Genomic DNA, 18024 nt, shown 5'->3' on the forward strand with positions numbered 1-18024 from the left:
CAAGGTCTTCGTCAAAAGGCGGACAACAGACACCGTCAATTGCCGGACTTTAAAGCGCGTCAGTAACATTAATTGGATTTCAAACAGTTATAGGTGCCTGCACCCGGTGTAAATGAGAGAAAGTTGCATTACATTGTCTTCATTATTTTTTATTCCTGATTTAAATGCGTGGGGTGGCTGGTATTGTCATTCAGGAATATTGATCCCGAGTGCGCCTGCCACCTGAGCAGGCGATAGAACCGCTAATTTTGTCTAAAAAAGCCGTACGAGTTATTTCTAAAAATCCCTACAATAAAAGCCCTGTTCAAAATCTGAACAAGGCTTTCTTTCAATCGATTTATCCGAAAAGAGATCGCAATCAGCAGCCTACAGTCACTGCAATCACACCTGACCCTCAGCTGCAACCAGAGCCAAATGCCCCTCCTTCTCACAGCACCGTATACAGCGCCGTGTTCGCAAGGGTGATCAGCGTCATCAAGACGGCATTCAGGAATGCACCCGTGTAGACATTCCCCGTCCTTCTGTAGAGGAACAGGTTGAAGACCGCCGCGACGGACAGGACCGGGACGAGTCCGATGACAATGATGGAAGACAGCGATTCCGATGGGTAACCGGCTGTTCCGGTTGCAAAGAGCAATCCATATTGGTAGATCAAGTATAAGATCAGTCCGCCGACGAAGTGCAGAATCGCCGCGACGTATCCCTTGAGTCCGTTGAACTTTTCGCCGGAGGTGTTCATGTTCACCGAGACGCCGACGATGAAGTAGTAGATCAGGAACAGCGGCGCATACTTCAGCAGGGCGACCAGATGCTGCGGCTCGAACGTTTTAACGGCAACTGTCCAGAGCCGGAAGTCCGTCTTGAACACCGCATCCACGGCATACAAGATCCCGTATCCGGCAACAACCGCAATGACCGCGGTCACCAGGGCGGCGACGACTGTTTTCACGCCCGCCTTCACGCCGTAACCGGAAATCGTCGCTCCGTCCGGCTTCTTCATAAGGTAATGAGAACTGATCAGCAGCATGAAGAGAACGATCGAGACATTAATCGCCCAGTAGAGAATCGGATTCACGGTCGGGGCTCCGAAATACGAATTGACCGCAATGAGGGTCTCTTGATTTTTCAGGAGGACGAGCTGAATCACGCTCAGGACAAGCATGATGAGAGCCCACGACCGGATATCCCGCTCCTGCCCTTTCACGAAGCCAACGATCAAGACAACCGCAAATGTGACGGCCAGGATGAGACTCGCCTGGGTCAGGATCCTCATCCCGGATGGATCCCCGCTATAGAGAGCGGCGAAGAACAGCGCCGGGAACAGACCGCCGAAAATGAGCAGCGCATAGTTCGCCGCTTTCGCACCGGCCGACTTCGGCGTGGCCACGATGTGCGGCTGCGGGGTACGGATCCCCTTGAAGAACGGCAGCTTTGAAAGCAGCAAGATGAACGGCATGAAGAAAAGAAAGAACCCGATGAGCGCAATAAAAGACGCATACTCTTTGTACATCCAGGTTTGCCCGTCTTCCCCTATCGTTACAAGGCCGCTGTAGTCCTGGAAGGCCGCATCATAAAAGTCAATCGCATCTCCGGTGGCCGTTTTCGAGAAGTGGTTCCATGGGTGAGTCTCATTCGGCTGGTAGATCACCCGTTTGCCGCCGTCCACCTCGTATATGACCCCGGCCTGCGGATTCTCCGGATTCCCGAGGAACCCGCTGCCTTCCTCCGTGTTCACGTAATCCTTCTCGACGACTGTCCGGGACGCCATCTCCGCATCCCGGTCGAAGAAGAATTCATCGTACCGGCCGGCAACTTTCCCGGTCGGACGCCCGGCATAGGCGGCATTGATCTGCTCGGGGGTGTACCCCATCGTCGTCAGCCACCAGTAGTCCGAACCGAATGTCAGGGAACCATAAATCTTCCGGAACCCGTTTTCTGCAACATCCTTCTCATCCAGCATGACGGCATGCGTGGAAGAAAAGCCGCCCATCGAATGGCCGGAAACAGCGATGATCCCGTTGCCGGCCTCATCTTTCAGCACAAAATCCTGATCATACATATACTGCACCGCGTCATACATCGCCTGCGGCCAGAAAGAGAAGAACTCGACTTCCTTCTCCGCGGTGTTCGTGGAATGCCCGTGGTCATACAGATCCAGCGCGAGCACGACATAGCCCCTCTTGGACATCTCGATCGCCTGGGCATCCTGCATCTCCGCAGAATTCAGATAGCCGTGCGTCGCAATGATGGTCGGCCTCGGCTCCCCGTCCGCCCCGTCCGGCTTATACAGCAGACCGGAAAGCTCGCCGCTCGGCGTCTCGAAATAAACGCGCGAGACATCGACATCGCCGCCTGACCGGTTAAAATGAGAAGCCAGAAGACTTCCGACCAACATCAACAAAAGAGAAACGATCAACCAACTAACAGGACTTCTTAACTTTTTCACAATTCCCCTCCGCTCCGTTTCACTGCAATTGATAAAAAAATTTAGGCTCACTGCATGCTCATATTCACCTAAAAAACGCCTCTCCCCCCTCTGAAATGCAGCCACATAGCCAAAAAAAGACAAAAAAAGAACACACCAAAAACCTTAAAAAAGATTTTGGCCTGTTCTCTGATTCTCCCTGCGGCTATTAACTTAATAAGATTCTATCATTCACTGAAAGCGCTGTCTATAGTGTTTCTTTGTCCTAGGACAGTATTGTTCTGCCGTCACCAATCCCGAACGCCCACTTATACATCACCCAGATCAACCCGTTCCAAACATATGCCGAAACACAGGGCATCCTGTATATCGGAGCTTGGCGACTACCTGGACGACCAAGGCATGCCGACCCAACAGGGTGTAGACGCCTGGACCTCCGGATTGACCGGTTATTTCATAGCAGAGTATTGGTTTTAGATGAACGCTTTCAGCGAGCTGGAAGCGCTCTTTATTTATTTGAAGGATGATCCTCGGGACCGGCCCGAGAATCTGGTGGGATTGGGCGCGAGTGGGTGGCTTTTGAGGCCGAGTCGGTAGCAAACGAGTGCGAGCCGGTGGCTTTCCCGGTCCAGTGGGTGGCAATCGGGTCCGAGTCGGTAGCTTTTCCGGTCGAGTGGGTAACATTCGAGGGTGAGTGGGTACCTTTTTGATTGCCAGGGTCAGTTTTTCTGGAGCTGCAAGAAAATGAGCAAAGGCAATGATGCCTCTGCTCATTTTTGATGATCAATACCCGTCTTCCCACTCGTCAAAATGCCTTATTTTGTGTGACAGGCTGTGGGGATAGGGCGGCCGGTCCGGCACCTTCTCCCCTTTCAGGTATGCCAGGACCACCCGGTGGAACTCCATGGCAAGTCTGGCGTTCAGGTCGGTGTAGTAGACGGCGGCCATTTCCCGGTCTTCGTAGTCGCCCGGGTATTTCTTCATGATGTAGTCGTTGTCCATCGCCTTCATGGTGAGTTCGATTGCGGTTTGTTCAGGTGTTGTCATCGGATCACCTCCTTTCCGGTCCAGGCGGTCACATCTGGGGATCAGGCTTGCAGGTCTTCTTGCGCCTTCCTTCGCTTTTTCAGCCGTTGTTTGCTGTCGAGGTCTTCGAACAGGTTGACGGTGAAGCATGTGTTGACGGAGTTCCCGATTTTGACGAGTTCGAATTCGGAGAGGAGCCGGCTGGCAGTCTGCTGCCGCTGGATCCCCGCGAAGATGCGGAATTGGTAGTTCGTGATGGTCGGGTACACGAGCAGGAACCAGTCGAGGATTTTGGCGCCGTAGTCGGGTTGCAGGATGACTTGGCAGCCGGGGCAGTGGAATCGACGCTGTGATTTCCGGTTTGTGCTCACCTTGCATGCCGGGCATAGGATTCCTCGCTTCAGGTCGTTCGGATCGATCTTGAACCAGGTGCAGAGCGGGAACGGGTTGAATCGGCTTCGTTCCAGCGCCATTTCCACTGCGATCCGGCCGAATGTTCCGGGACTGATCACCTCTCCCCACTTTTGGTACTCCCCTTCGAGATAGGCCGGGATTTCCTTCGCCGGGATGATCGGGGCGTCGGACGGCAGGCCTTCCCATGTGTTCCGGGAAACGAATGCGACCTTGCCGGAGACCGGAAGATGGATGTCGCGCTCTTTCAGCCAATTTTTCACTGCGCGGATCTGATTCTCGAGCTGCAGGATCGGGCAGTCGAATGTGAGGACAGAGCCGTCTTCGTCGTGGCGCTCCAGCCTTCTTGGCGCCGTCTGATAGCGGAGCTTGCCCCGGTATCGCTTGGCCTCGAGGATCCAGATGCCTTTCGCGGTGAGGATCAGCGTGTCGATCTGAATGAGGTGCTCCCGGTCCGGTCCGTCCTGGAACTGCAGATCCGTCAGCACTTGCGCCGGCCCCTCGAGCCGGGTGCGGCGGATCTCCTTGTCCACCGCCTTCTCCCCGCTGTAGCCGGCCTCCTGCCGGTAGATCTCCTCTTGGATTTCCTCGAGCTTCCAGTGGCCATCGGGCAGGTAGGCTTCCAGGCGTTTGAGTGCGTGGAGATAGAGCGGGTACTTTCGAAACACTTTCAATCAGGCCATCCCCTTTTAGGCACACCATAGCAGGACAGGCGGACATTTGGCGAATCGCGATTTTTGGATTTTGACGGCGTTTTCGGGGGCAAAATTGGATTTTGAGGGGTAGCAGAAAAGGCCGGGACTTGCGTCCGGGGGGATAGTTATATGAGGGTGGATGGCTTTATGTAATGCAGCAAAACCGCAAGGCATCGTAGTTTGGCTGTCTTTTGGCAGTTAGTGGGCGGATTGATTTAATTTAAGTTTTTGGGGAGGAGCCAAAATTGAAACTTGGCAGTTGGGCAGAAAGATTGTTGAGACGACCTTTGGAGGTCGGTGCAGAGGTTACCAGTCTGCGCAGGTGAGTCTTATACTTGCTCCAAGGCCTCTGTTGGTGAATGAGTTAATCAACAGTTGGCGGAAACTTTGAAGTTGGTGTTTCACTGAAAGCCTATGTCCACTGGCATTTTGGCAATGTGTGATTTGGGAGTAGGAACAAGCTGTTGATTAACTATCCTCTGAAGACCCCAGTCCGGATGACTGTGACCAACCTAATCATCCGCCAATTGGGACGGAAAGAAGCAAGATTGATTTTCTTCAAGTTTTCTAAAGGTGACTCAGCAAGAAGAGACGCATTGGCGAATATGCCCATGCGTCTCTTTTCATTTACAAAATGAACGGTTTTTGTTGACTGAAATTTTAAATACTTCATTGACTAACTACTACCTTAGTAGTATGTTGGAGGCAGGGTGAGATAAATGAAAACCAATTCGGTGTTGACCACATTAAAGAAATATGGCTTTACGGAGTACGAGGCGAAGATTTATATCGCTCTTTTGCAGCGTCATCCGTTGAACGGGAATGAGATTGCCAATCAGTCGGGGGTTCCAAATGCCAAGGTGTATGAGACGCTGAAGCGCCTGATTGATCGGCATGTCATCTTCAACGTGGCGGACGGCTCGTCCTCAAATAAGAAGTTGTATACGCCGCTTCCTTACGATGAATTGCTGGTGGCGATGGAAACAGAATTCGAAGAGGACCACAAATTGCTGAACAGCTATTTCAAAAGCCTTTCCACAAACAACAATGTGGGCTGGTCGGAGCTTTATCATATTTCCGGCTATGCGGCTTCTCTTGAGGCGTTGCGCGAGATGATCAGCGGGTCTTCCACGAATATCTATATCAGCTGCTGGGCCGAGGAGATGGGCCATTTGAAGACGGAATTGAGTGAAGCTCATGAGCGAGGGGTGAAAATCGTGTCGATTACCTTTGACAAAACAGAGGCACGTCTCCCCTGGCAGCACTACAAGCATCATGAAGGCCCCTTTTCGGATCAACGGCATCTCGGGGAGCTCTCCTGCGTGGTGGATGATCAGCGGGTGTTCATTCTCCACTCGGCGGGTGATGACACGCATGCCGTCATTTCAAGCCATACGGCACTGGTCCGGACGACGGTTAACTATATTCGGCATGACATATACATCAACCAGGTCGTTCAGGATTTCCCTGAAGAACTCGGCAAGATCTACGGGGAGCAATTTGAGAAGCTCCTCGACCGCTTTTAATCAGCAACAATGAAGGATTTCATAGGATCAGCATGTAAAGGAGGGCAGGATCGCGGGCATCAACCTTATCAAATTAAAAAGGGGAATGAACATGGGGGAAAACAAACGAACTGTCATCGACTTGAGCGTACCGATGGATGCATTGGCAAAGGAACCGTTCCCGCCGAAAATCGAGTATGAAACGCATGAACAAGGGGCGGAACAGGCTGCTTCCATTCTCGGCCTGGAGAAAGACAACTTCCCGGACGGCAAGGCATGGGCGGTGGAAACACTCACGCTGACCACCCATACGGGCACCCACGTGGATGCGCCTTGGCATTATGCAGAACAGACTGCCGGAGAGCGTTCCCGCACAATCGATGAACTTCCTGTGGATTGGTTTTACGGCGACGGGGTGCTGTTTGACTTCAGTGACAAGGAAACCGGCTATGAGCTTCAGGTAAAGGATTTTGAGGAACGCCTCGCGCAGATGGAGTATGAACTGAAGCCGTATGATATCGTCTTGGTCCGCACGGATGCCGACAAGAGATTTTACGAGGAAGATTATGCGTTCTGCCATGCCGGCGTTTCGGCGGATGCTACCCGTTGGCTGATCAATAAGGGCATCAAAGTAATGGGGATTGACGCATGGGGCTGGGATATCCCGCTGCCGCTCCAGGCACAGCAGTACCGCGAAAATCCGCAGGACGATATCCTATGGGCCGCCCACTACGTCGGAAAAGAAGCGGAATACTGCCAGATCGAGAAGCTGGCGAACTTGGATAAGTTGCCGAAGAAGCACGGATTTAAGGTCGCCGCCTTCCCGATCAACATCAAGGGGGCCAGCGCCGGCTGGGCCCGACCTGTCGCCATCTTTGACTAAAGGAGGATCTGAATGAGCTTCAACAGTGTGTTCCTGCTCTTTTTTGTCGCCTTTATCGCCATCCTCATCGGCGGCGGGTGGATCACCCGCAAGTGGGTGACCGGCTCGAATGATTATTTCATTGCCGGCCGTGAAGTCGGTCTGCTCGTGAACATCTTCGGAGTCGCCGCCATCGGGTTCGCCGGTACGATCATCACGCTCGGTCCGGGTCTTGCGATTATGACCGGGTTTTGGGGATCGTTCGGTTTCGGATTGATCTACGGGATCGGCGGGCTCGCCCTGTACGGCCTGTTGTTTGCCCCTTATATCCGCCGCTCCGGTGCTCATACGCTGTCCGAGTGGCTGGAGATGCGCTTTGACAAAAGGACGAGGACGCTCGTCACGGTGGCCACCATTCTCGGTCTCTTGGGAATCATGGCGAACAACGTCATGTCCATGGCCATTGTCACCACGAGCTTCACGGGCTGGTCGTTGCTCGGGACGCTCTCGGCGATCTTCGCCATGTTCCTCTTGTTCACTTACATCGGCGGGTTCTGGGCGGTCACCCTCACTGACTTTATCCAGATGTGCATCGGGCTGATCGCCTTGCCGGTCATGCTGATCACGATCATCTCAAAGTTCGGCGGCATGTCGTTCATCTCATCCAACTGGGCCGGTCCGGGAAGCTACTGGACGAGCGGCATCGGCGGCGGCCAGTTGCCGGTCCTGTCGATGCAGTATCCGAGTGTGCTAACATTTGTGATCCTGTTCGCCTGTTTCCTCGTCTGGGGGAACAATTACTACTGGCTGCGGGTGTCTTCGACCCGAAGCGAACGGACCGCCAAGCTTTCATTCGTTTACGGTGCCCTGCTGCTCGTTTTCGTTCCGATCCTGATCCTGGCCTTCACCGGCTTGTACGCCGGCTCTGCGATGGGCGATCAATTCCTCCCTTACGGAACGATCGATCCGACCGCTGCGTTCGGCGTTGTTTTGAAAGCGTTGCCAATTGTCGTGGCGGCTTTCGCCCTTCTCGGAGCGCTCGCCGCCTCGATCTCCACTTCTACGACGGCTTTGATCGGGGCTTCCAGCACGGCGGTCCGCGACTTGTATCAGCGCTATGTCCGACCGAACGCAACTTCAAAGGAGCTGACGGTTCCATCGAAAGTGATCACGCTTGCGCTCGGGTTGATCGTCTGGCTGCTCTGTTTCTATCCGGGCGGACCGCTCTACCTGTTCGCCTTCTCCACCGCCTGGCTAGGTGCCCCGTCCATCCTCGTATTCCTCGGAATGTGGTGGAAGCGCACGACGAAGAAAGGCGCGTTCTACGGAGCGGTCGTCGGAATTTCGGCAACGGCGATTTTCACTGTGCTGGACCTCACCAAGATCTTCCCCCTCGGGGCGTACACTCACGTGGGAGTGGTCGGACTCGTCGCCACCGTCCTGACTACCGTGATCGTGAGTCTTCTGACGAAACCGGACTATTACGCGCTGGAAGGCTTCAACGAAACGATCGGCCTGGCGAACACGATGACCGAGGAAGAGAAAAAGGTCATGATGCTGATCCATTACGGATACGATACGATGGCAGAGATCAGCGACATGCTCGGCGTGGACTCGTCTGTCAGCAATAAAATCATCGAAGACCTGGACAAACGCCACCTCATCCGAAGGGAAAAATACTCGGGGCCGGGCTTCTACACGTTCCACATTCAAGAAGGCCTCACGTCAAATCTGTATTTAAGCGAGAGCACCCAACGCTTTGCCGATGACCGGCTGACAGAGGTAGACTTCCTGTTCCTCGAAAAGCTCCGTCATGGCATGGGCGCCCTGAATCAGTACGTCCGGGAGACCGAGTTTGACTCCCTGCATGCATCCGCGATTCTTTCAAAGCTGATCAAGCAAGGGTTCTTGGTCGAAAAGGGGCTATGGAGACGCCAAGTCATCTTGAGTCCAAAAGGCAACGGAATCCTTCAGAAATACAGCGGGGTTTCGGGAGCCTCCCCTGCCCTGCAGCAAGTACCATGACGCCATAGGAGGAGACGCATTTTGAAATTCGTGACGTTTGTATATCAAGACAACCAACCACAGGCCGGATGGACGGACGGCGGAAAGGTTTATCCAATCTCACTTGAAGTAAACGGGACGGAGATCCGAACGATGCTGGAATTCATTCGCCATAGCGGCGAGGCATTGCCTGCATTGAAGGAACAGAGCAATACGGAGGAAGGGTACGACCTGGAAGATGTCCGGCTACTTGCCCCCCTTCCCAATCCGGCCAGCGTCCGGGACTTCATGGCCTTCGAACAGCACCTGCTCAACGCCTCCAAGCAAAGCGGGCTGACGGTCCATCCGAAATGGTACGAAATCCCGGTGTTTTACTTCTCCAATCACCAGTCGATCCACGGCCCGGATCAGGAAGTGGAAATTCCGCCCGGCTGCGAGATGTTTGATATCGAATTGGAAATTGCCGCCGTGATCGGAAAAGAAGGGCGTAATATCAAAGCAGTGGATGTCGATGAATACATTTTCGGCTACACCATTTTCAACGACTGGTCCGCCCGCGACTTGCAGATGCAGGAAATGCAAGTCGGCCTCGGACCCGCCAAAGGAAAAGACGCCGCCACCTCCATCGGACCGTACATCGTCACGAAAGACGAACTGGAGGCCCATCGGACAGGCGACCGGTACGACCTGAAAATGACCGCCAGCATCAACGGCAAACCATTATCTGAAGGGAACTTCAAAGACATCTACTACTCCTTCGGCCAAATGATCGAACGCGCCTCATCCGGCACCACCCTCTATCCCGGCGACATCATCGGCTCCGGCACAGTCGGAACCGGCTGCATTTTGGAAGCCGGCCCGGACGTTCAGCCATGGCTGAAGTCTGGGGATGAAGTGGAGTTGGAGATTGAGGGGCTTGGAGTGTTGAGAAATCGGGTGAAGTAAGGGGGAGAAGGAAGACACCAGGCGAGCGGGCCTGGTGTCTTTTTTGGAGAGGGGGGCGAATCGCTACCAATGGTGTGTGAATCGCTACCTCTCCGTGTTGAATCCCTACCAAACATGCGTGAGTCCCTACCTCCGCTTCCTGAATCCCTACCAATCGATCGTGAGTCACTACCATTTGGTATGAAACAGCAAAAGCTCATCCGGGGTGGATGAGCTCATTTCACCATAAATCGCTCCGCCACTTCAATCACCTGTTCTTGGTGTTTGAGAATGTCGGTGACCGTCTCAATTGGAATGGTGGTCCGGTCCTCGTCGTTGAACTGGATGTATTTATTGCTGCCGTTCAACCCGAGCCGGATCAGCCATTTGCGGATATTGTCGTCGAGCAGGATATTGAAATAGCTCAGGTTATCCCGATAATGGATCCGGTTCACGTCGACATGGTCGTGAAGAATGACTTTGACGATGGAGTAGCCTTCAATCTCTTCTTCTGTTGTGACAATCAGATTTTCCGGTTCTTCCACGATTTCCGCTTTGAGCTCAGCTTCTTTTTCCACTTTTGTTTCTTCGGCGCTCGTGGATTTCAGGGCGGCATTCAGCTTATCGTTGACCATTTCATTGATAAATTGCTTCATGGATTTTTTGATGATCGGTTCGAAGCGGTCGAGGGCGGCTTTGGTGCGCTTGCCTTCGTAGATATGCCCGGTGACAAAATTGATGAAGTCTTCGTCAGGATCGTTCCACAGGGTATCCAGATACGCCCTCGTCTTGTTCAAATACTTCAAGTCCGAAGCGGTGCTGAAGATTTTATCCAGATCAAAGCTGTCTTTGTGGAATTTGTAGAGCTCCTGCAGCTGGGCCTCCTTCGGCTCAAAAAGGTTGAATTCGAAGAACGGATCCGAATCCATCTTGTTCGCCTGCTCAAGATCCGAGAAGAAGCGGTACAGGATCCCGTTCGTGAGGATGGCGAATTTTGCCGTGGTCGTGCCGAAGTACCGGAACAGCTGGGAATCATGCTTGGGCAACACTTCGTTGATTCCTTTCGCTTCGATGAGAATCACCGGATTCCCGTCATGCATGATCGCGTAGTCGACTTTCTCTCCTTTCTTGATCCCCACATCCGCTGTGAATTCCGGAGTGAATTCCTCCGGGTTGAAAATGTCATAGCCGAGAATCTGGAAGAACGGCATGATCACCGACGTCTTCGTCGCTTCCTCGGTCATGATGGACGCCTGCAACCCTTTGACGCGCTTCGACAACGCCCGCACCTGCTCGATAAACTTCTCCATCATGTCCCTCCTCTTTGTCTGAAACACAATGAACACTTTTGTCAGATCATGATGAATTGTTCCTTGTTCTTACAATAGCATTAAGGGTGGGAGTTTGGAAGTGGAGTGTTTTTAATATTCTGTTACCTTTAAAGGGTGAATCCCTATCTACGGGGGTACGAATCCCTACCTTCTGCTGCTGAATCTCTACCAAGTGTGCGTGAATCCCTACCTCTCCCCGCTGAATCCCTACCTTCCGCTTCTGCCTTCCACCTTCACCCGCAGTTTTCGCTGATTGCTTTTCCTCTCAAGAAAGGGTGAGTCCCCACTTAAAGCTCGCGAATCCCTACCTTTCCCTGTTGAATCCCTACCAATCATGCATGAATCCCTACTTCTCCCCATCGAATCCCTACCTTCCGCTCCCTTCTCCCGCTTTCATCCGCCGCTTCAGTTGCATGTTTTCCAACCCGACGAAAGGATCAATGGTATAAGCGGTGTTTCTGGAGGTGCCGACTTTTAGCAGCTCGAATAGGGCGAGGATGCGGGTGGCGGCGTATTTGTTTTTCAGGCCGAGGAAGAGTCTTAATTGTTGGTTGTTGATGGTCGGGTGGATGAGGAGAAACCAGTCGAGGAGGGCGCGGCCGTAATCAGGGAGTGTCTGGAAGTTGCAGGCCTCGCATCGGCATGTCCGCTCCGTGATGAATCGCATCCGGGCATGGCAGGTTGGACAGAGGAATCCCCGCTTGAGGGTGTTGGGGTTGATTCCGAACCGGGCGCAGAGCGGGAATGGGTTGAACCGGTGCTTTTCCTTGGCGAGCTGCTCTGCCAGTTGGTGGAACAGCGGGAGATCCAGCACTTCGGGCAGGTGGTCAAAGGATTGTTGGAGATAAAATGGCACGTCGCGGACAGGGATGATCGGCGCATCGGAGGGCAGCCCCTGCCAGAGATTGTTTGAGACGAAAGCAATTTTTCCTTGTACCGGGAGCGTGATCCCCCGATCCGCCAGCCAATGTTCGAGAGCGCGGATTTGAGTACTTAATTGTGAAATCGGGCACGGGAACGGTGTGACTTCTTCGTTGCTGTCGATGCGTTCCAGCCGGTTCGGATTCTTCAAGTAGCGCAGTGTGCCTTTGTAACGCTTCGCTTCGAGAATCCAGGCACCCCTGGGCGTCAGGATCACCGTGTCGATCTGCACAATATGGTTTGGCCCGATCTCCAATTCCAGGTCGGTCAGCACTTTCGCCGGTCCGGGAATGCGGGTGAGCCTCACATATTTATCCACTTCGCGCTCCCCGGCACGGCCGGCCTTCAGCCGGTACACCGCATCTCCTACCTCTTTCCTCTTTTCATGCGACGCCGGCAGCAACACGAGCAACCGCTCCATCGCGTAAAGCTCCACCGACCTTCTCCGAATCACAATCACAACATCGCCTCCTTGCCCCGTAGCATAGCAAGAGAGAAGGGAAAAAGGCGAACCTGCATTTTTTGAAATTGAGCACGAAAACTGTGGGAAAATTGAATTTTGAGGAGTGCGGGAGAGGGTGTGGATCGGGGAGGTTTCGTGTTGAAGCCTTGTGGGAGAAGGGAATGGAGGATTTTCATGCAGCGGATCAAAATTGAATCTTGGGAGTTTGGGGGAAAACTTGTGATGGGGGGTGAATCCCTACCTAAGGTGTGCGAATTCCTACCTAACACTTCCGAATCCCTACATAACACTTCCGAATCCCTACCTAACCGTGATGAATCCCTACCTAACACTCCCGAATCCCTACCTCCCTCACCGCGAGTGGTTCCCTTCCAGATTGCTTCTGTTCTTTCTGGTTCTCTCAGCACGCTTCGATGATCCGGAGTTTCTAAGGCGTCGTGTGTGAATCCCTACCTAAGCGCGTTGAATCCCTACCTAACCGTGATGAATCCCTACCTAACACTCTTGAATCTCTACCTCCCTCACCGTGAGCTGTTCTCTTCCAGATTGCTTCTGTTCTTTCTGATTCTCTCAGCACGCTTCGATGATCCGGAGTTTCTGGGGCGTCGTGTGCGAATCCTCACCTAACCGGGTTGAATCCCTACCTCTGCATCATGAATCCCTACCTAACCGTGATGAATCCCTACCTAACGCTCTCGAATCCCTACCTCCCTCATCGTGAGCTGTTCCCATCAAGATCGCTTCTGTTCTTTCTGGTTCTCTCCGCACGCTTTGTTGATCCGGAGTTTTTGGGGCGTCGTGTGTGAATCCCTACCTAAGCGCGTTGAATCCCTACCTCTGCACCGTGAATCCCTACCTAACCGTGATGAATCCCTACCTAACACTCCCGAATCCCTACCTCTCCCCCGAGTGAGTCGCTATTAAAGGAATCTGAAACAGGGCATCCGCCGTTCCGGCAGATGCCCTGTTTCAGATGGGAGAACCGCTTCCCTTGTTGACAAATCCCCGCTCCAGCCGTACACTTTAGCACATCATATGAGCACAAAATCTGTTGGCAGGCGCAGTAGCTTTGGTTTCTTGCAGAAGATAGAGATCGGATGGGTGGTGGGAATCCGAGCGGGACCTGGGTGAATTACACCTGCAGGAATGACGCAGATGATTTTTTGAGAGGGCAAGCCTGTCTTGCCAATTAGGGTGGTACCGCGAAGTCTCTTCGTCCCTATGTGGAGAAGGGCTTTTTTTGTGCGCTTTTTTAAGGGGGAATTCGAGTGTTGCAGTCGACGAAATTGAAGTTGCCGGTTTGGGAAGCGGTGCTGGTGTTGCTGGTGGTCTTTGCCTCCATCAGCATTTGCATTATCGGGCTCGGGATGAATCCGCATCTGCCCATCATTTTTTCGATCATTTTCTTAATGCTGTACGGCCGGTTCAAGGGCGTTCCGCATCAGGAAATTGAAAAAGGGCTGATCAACGGGGCGGCTTCGGGGCTCGGGGCGGTCTATATCTTTTTCTTCATCGGCATGCTGATCAGCAGCTGGATGGCGAGCGGGACGATCCCGAGCCTCATGTTTTATGGGTTTCATTTGTTCTCAGGGTTGCCGCTTTATTTCTCCGTTTTTGTCGTGACCTCGATCGTCGGGGTCGGCATCGGCAGCGCGTTCACGACGGCGGCGACGATCGGGGTGGCGTTCATCGGGATGGCCACGGCGCTGGACGCCTCGCTGGCCGTGACCGCCGGCGCCATCGTGTCCGGAGCCTTTCTGGGAGATAAAATGTCTCCCCTTTCAGAAACGACGAACCTTGCTTCCGAAACCGTCGGTGTTCCCCTGTTTGAACATATTAAAAATATGATGTGGACGACGGTTCCGGCATTCATCATCACGGCCGTTGTGTTTGTGGTGTTGTCCCCGGAAAAAGGGCAAAACACGGAAGAGATCGCCGCGTTTTTGAAGGCGCTGGAGGAATACAGCTACATCAGCCCGGTCGCGTTTATTCCGTTTGTGATTGTGGCGGTTCTCGCGGTGCTGAAAGTCTCCGCGATTCCGACGCTGTCAGCGGGAATTGTGAGCAGTGTGGTCATCGCCTTTATCCATGACCCGTCCCTCACGTTTACGAAGATGGCCGACATCCTGTTTTCCGGATTCGTCATGGACAGCAACGTCGAGCAGCTGAACTCGGTGCTGTCCGGCGGCGGGATCGAGAGCATGATGTTCTCTATCTCGCTCGTGCTGCTGGCGCTCGGCATGGGCGGACTGCTGTTTTTGCTCGGCATCATCCCGACCATCCTGCAGCCCATCGAAAAAGGATTGACGACCGCCTTCCGCCTGATCTCCGCCACCGCCTGCACGGCGATCGGCCTGAACTTCTTCGTCGGCGAGCAGTACTTGTCCATCCTGATCACAGGTAAGGCGTTTGAAGGACAGTACACGAAGCTCGGCTACAATAAAAAGACGCTGTCGAGGGCTTTGGAAGACACGGGCACGGTCATCAACCCGCTTGTGCCTTGGGGAGTCGCCGGTGTGTTCATCGCCGGCGTGCTCGGCGTGCCCACGGTGGAATACGTCCCCTTCGCCCTCTTCTGCCTGCTCTCCCCGTTCCTGACCATCCTGAGCGGCGTGACGCAGATCGGGCTGTCCAAAAAGTGATGAAAAAGAAGGCGTCCGCGCGGGACGCCTTCTTTGTATATAGGGCGAGTGTGTCGCTTTCGGTCTCGAGTGAGTCGCAATCCGGCGCGAGTGAGGCGCTTTTGGCCTCGAGTGGGACGCAATCAAGTGCGAGTGCGTCGCTTTCCATTGGGAGTTAACTTATAAAGCAGCTCTCCGCATCTGCGGGAGCTGCTTTTTCATCTTCTCGCCTGGTAAAGCCGGATCAATTGGCGGCTGATTTGTTGCAGGTTGGCTTTTGTGCGCTCGGGATTCATCGCTTCTTCAAGTGTCGCCGGTTCACTCAGGATCGAGAAGAATGCTGTCACGCCAAGCTGGTTAAGTGCCCCTGCATCTTCCGTCACGCTCCCTGCCAGTGCGATGCAGGGCACTCCCCTTTCCCTGGCAAGGCCGGCGACGCCCATGGCGGTTTTGCCCATGGAGGACTGGGCGTCGAGCCTTCCTTCGCCGGTGATGACGAGATCGGCGGTTTTGAGGTGTTCATTCAGGTTCACGGCTTCCAGCATGAGGTCGATGCCGCTTCGGAGTTCGGCTCCGAGGAGGCCGGCGAGAGCGGCGCCGAGTCCGCCGGCGGCTCCTGCGCCCGGGATGGATTGGACGTCCAGATCGAAGTGTTCTTTGACGACTTCGGCGAAGTTTTTCAGTCCCGCATCGAGCAACTGGACCATTTCCGGATCGGCGCCTTTTTGGGGACCGTATATGTGGGCGGCGCCTTGCTCTCCGTGAAGAGGATTGTTCACGTCGCAGGCGACTTGGATGTTGATTCCCTTTAGTGACGGGTGGACGGCGGTTGCATCGATTGAGCGGATGGCGCCAAGCGCCGCCCCGCCCCGCGGCACGTCTTGGCCGGAAACATCCAGGAAGCGATAGCCGAGCGCCTGGAGCATACCGATGCCGGCGTCGTTCGTGGCGCTGCCGCCGAGGCCGATGATGAGCGAGCGGGCGCCGTTTTTAATCGCGTCGAGGATGAGCTCGCCGACGCCGGTGGTGGTCGTGCGCAGCGGATTGCGTTCCGATTCAGGGACAAGGGTGAGGCCGCACGCTTCGGCGATTTCGATGACGGCAGTGCGGGCGTCGCCGAGGTGACCATATGTGGCGGTGACCGGCTGGCCGAGGGGGCCGGTGACCTCTGCCTGGATGAGCTTGCCGCCGGTTGCCTGGACAAGCGCTTCGACGGTGCCTTCTCCTCCGTCGGCCAGCGGAATGATTTGAGTGACAGCGGAAGGATCTGCCTGGCGAATCCCTTCGGCGACGGCCTCGCCCGCTTCGAGCGAGGTGACGCTGCCTTTGAATGAGTCCATTGCGATGAGGATGTTCATGGAAACGGCCTCCTTTCGGTAACTGTTTTCCACGTGGAGTGGGCGGAGTCCTTTAATGTGTTTGGGAGTGAGTGAGACGCAAACAGGCTCGAGTGTGTCGCTTTTCACTCCGAGTGAGACGCAATCGGGCGCGAGTGTGTCGCTTTTGGATCCGAGTGAGACGCAATCGTTTTTGGCCCGCTCTAATGGCGGTTTTCCTTCCGTGATGGACGGGAAAGTGGATAAGAAGGGATTGGGGGTGGAGTTGTGGGTGCGTATGAGACGCCGATTTTGGCGGCGGTGGCGGTGTTCTTTTTGGGGGCGCTCGTGTTGACGGTGCCTTGGATGGTTTATACGTACCGGAAGTATGGGTTCCTCAGCGTCTGGACGACGGTTGTGGTGTATTCGTTTGTGTTTTATTTGATCGCGGCGCTGTTTCTCGTGCTGTTGCCCCTGCCTTCGGTGCGGGATACGTGTCAGTTCCAGAAGCCGGGGACGCAGCATGTGTCGCTTGTTCCGTTTTTCTTTGTCGGGGATGTCATCCGGAGCAGCGGTGTGGTGCTGAGCCGGCCGGGGACGTACGCGGCGGTATTGCGGGAAAGTGCGTTTTGGCAGGCATTGTTTAACTTCTTTCTGTTGTTGCCGCTCGGGGTGTATTTGCGGTATTTCCTGCGGGAGCGGAAGTTCTGGAAGCGGGCGTGGGCCTTCGGGTTCGGGCTGTCGCTGTTTTTTGAGGTGACGCAGCTGACGGGGATTTACGGGATTTACAATTGTCCTTACCGCGTGTTTGACGTGGATGACCTGATTTTGAACAGCACGGGGGCGCTGTTCGGGTTCCTCGTGGCGCCGGTGCTGCTGGCGCTGTTCCCGAGCCGGGCGGATGTGCTGGCGAAGTCGGAGCGGATCGAGGAGCTCCGGTTCGTACCGCCGCTGTCGCAGTTGCTGGCGATCGTGGTGGACTATGTGATCGTGCGGATTGCGTGGATCGTGTACGGGCTCGTGCTGCCGGCGGGTGTGGTGTCGGAGTTTGTGTTCATGAGTGCCGGCTTGCTGATTGTGCTGTTTGCGGTGCCAATGCTCGGTCGCGGGCGGACGATCGGCATGCGGGTGCTACGGATCCGGCTTACGGGTGCGGATGGCGGCGTTCCGTCGTGGACTGCCTTGCTGAAGCGGACGGCGGCAATTTATCTGCCGTGGCTGGCGACAATCGCGGTCCGTGCGCTGGAAGGATATGAACCGGCATTCGGGACACCCGAGTACATGTTCGCGGCGTGGCTGACCGTCGGCGCGCTCGTCCTGCAGGCCGTGATCTGGCTGGTGATCGTGGTGCATGTGCTGGCCGTTTTGATCGGACGCGGGAAGAGAGTGTTTTACTTTGACCGGGCAGCCGGTGTGGAGGAACAGCGGGATGTGGAGTGAGTGAGACGCTATCGGGGGTGAGAGTCTCGCTTGGCTCCGAGCTCGCCGCTTTCCTTCCTAAGCGGGCGAACCGGTCTCTT

At 54.6% G+C, this 18024-nt stretch carries 12 protein-coding genes; 6 read left to right on the top strand and 6 right to left on the bottom strand.

Features of this window, described 5'->3' with window-relative positions; genetic code table 11:
• Positions 1-427 precede the first annotated feature (427 nt).
• The 3 genes from ACFFIY_RS13880 to ACFFIY_RS13890 all read right to left on the bottom strand — a co-directional run bounded on the left by ACFFIY_RS13880 (position 428) and on the right by ACFFIY_RS13890 (position 4530).
• Positions 428-2395 (bottom strand): alpha/beta hydrolase family protein, encoded by a 1968-nt coding sequence (locus ACFFIY_RS13880; RefSeq protein ID WP_354198931.1) that lies wholly within the window; start codon positions 2393-2395, stop codon positions 428-430.
• 813 nt (positions 2396-3208) lie between these two features.
• Complete coding sequence (locus ACFFIY_RS13885) at positions 3209-3472, bottom strand: hypothetical protein (protein ID WP_040226836.1); 264 nt, start codon at positions 3470-3472, stop codon at positions 3209-3211.
• 41 nt (positions 3473-3513) lie between these two features.
• Positions 3514-4530 (bottom strand): nuclease-related domain-containing protein, encoded by a 1017-nt coding sequence (locus tag ACFFIY_RS13890; protein ID WP_257125439.1) that lies wholly within the window; start codon positions 4528-4530, stop codon positions 3514-3516.
• Positions 4531-5276: 746 nt separating this feature from the next.
• On the opposite strand from ACFFIY_RS13890, the gene ACFFIY_RS13895 reads away from it, so the two are divergent.
• The 4 genes from ACFFIY_RS13895 to ACFFIY_RS13910 all read left to right on the top strand — a co-directional run bounded on the left by ACFFIY_RS13895 (position 5277) and on the right by ACFFIY_RS13910 (position 9873).
• Positions 5277-6083, top strand: a complete 807-nt coding sequence (locus tag ACFFIY_RS13895; RefSeq protein ID WP_354198934.1) for a TrmB family transcriptional regulator — start codon at positions 5277-5279, stop codon at positions 6081-6083.
• Positions 6084-6168: 85 nt separating this feature from the next.
• Positions 6169-6945, top strand: a complete 777-nt coding sequence (locus ACFFIY_RS13900; protein WP_376837314.1) for a cyclase family protein — start codon at positions 6169-6171, stop codon at positions 6943-6945.
• Positions 6946-6957: 12 nt separating this feature from the next.
• Positions 6958-8949, top strand: coding sequence for a sodium:solute symporter family transporter (locus ACFFIY_RS13905; RefSeq protein ID WP_354198938.1), 1992 nt, complete (start codon positions 6958-6960; stop codon positions 8947-8949).
• A 21-nt stretch (positions 8950-8970) separates the two neighbouring features.
• Positions 8971-9873: a fumarylacetoacetate hydrolase family protein gene (locus ACFFIY_RS13910; protein ID WP_354198940.1), complete on the top strand. Its 903-nt coding sequence runs from the start codon at positions 8971-8973 to the stop codon at positions 9871-9873.
• Between the two features lie 215 nt (positions 9874-10088).
• On the opposite strand, the gene ACFFIY_RS13915 is transcribed toward ACFFIY_RS13910, so the two are convergent.
• Positions 10089-11162 (bottom strand): type I restriction endonuclease, encoded by a 1074-nt coding sequence (locus tag ACFFIY_RS13915; protein WP_354198942.1) that lies wholly within the window; start codon positions 11160-11162, stop codon positions 10089-10091.
• Between the two features lie 388 nt (positions 11163-11550).
• Positions 11551-12564 (bottom strand): nuclease-related domain-containing protein, encoded by a 1014-nt coding sequence (locus ACFFIY_RS13920; RefSeq protein WP_354198944.1) that lies wholly within the window; start codon positions 12562-12564, stop codon positions 11551-11553.
• Positions 12565-13835: 1271 nt separating this feature from the next.
• Between ACFFIY_RS13920 and nhaC the strand changes: the two genes are divergently transcribed.
• Entirely contained in the window at positions 13836-15209 is a 1374-nt protein-coding gene (gene nhaC, locus ACFFIY_RS13925) for a Na+/H+ antiporter NhaC (protein WP_354198946.1), read from the top strand.
• A 197-nt stretch (positions 15210-15406) separates the two neighbouring features.
• Here nhaC and ACFFIY_RS13930 read toward each other — a convergent pair whose 3' ends face one another.
• On the bottom strand, positions 15407-16546 hold the full coding sequence (locus ACFFIY_RS13930; RefSeq protein WP_354198948.1) for a glycerate kinase family protein: 1140 nt from the start codon (positions 16544-16546) through the stop codon (positions 15407-15409).
• A gap of 246 nt (positions 16547-16792) precedes the next feature.
• On the opposite strand from ACFFIY_RS13930, the gene ACFFIY_RS13935 reads away from it, so the two are divergent.
• The gene (locus tag ACFFIY_RS13935; protein ID WP_354198950.1) at positions 16793-17944 is read left to right on the top strand and encodes a VanZ family protein; all 1152 of its coding nucleotides are present in this window, start codon (positions 16793-16795) and stop codon (positions 17942-17944) included.
• Positions 17945-18024: the final 80 nt, after the last annotated feature.

The sequence above is a fragment of the Bhargavaea ullalensis genome (assembly GCF_042432615.1).
GTDB classification, from domain to species: domain Bacteria; phylum Bacillota; class Bacilli; order Bacillales_A; family Planococcaceae; genus Bhargavaea; species Bhargavaea ullalensis.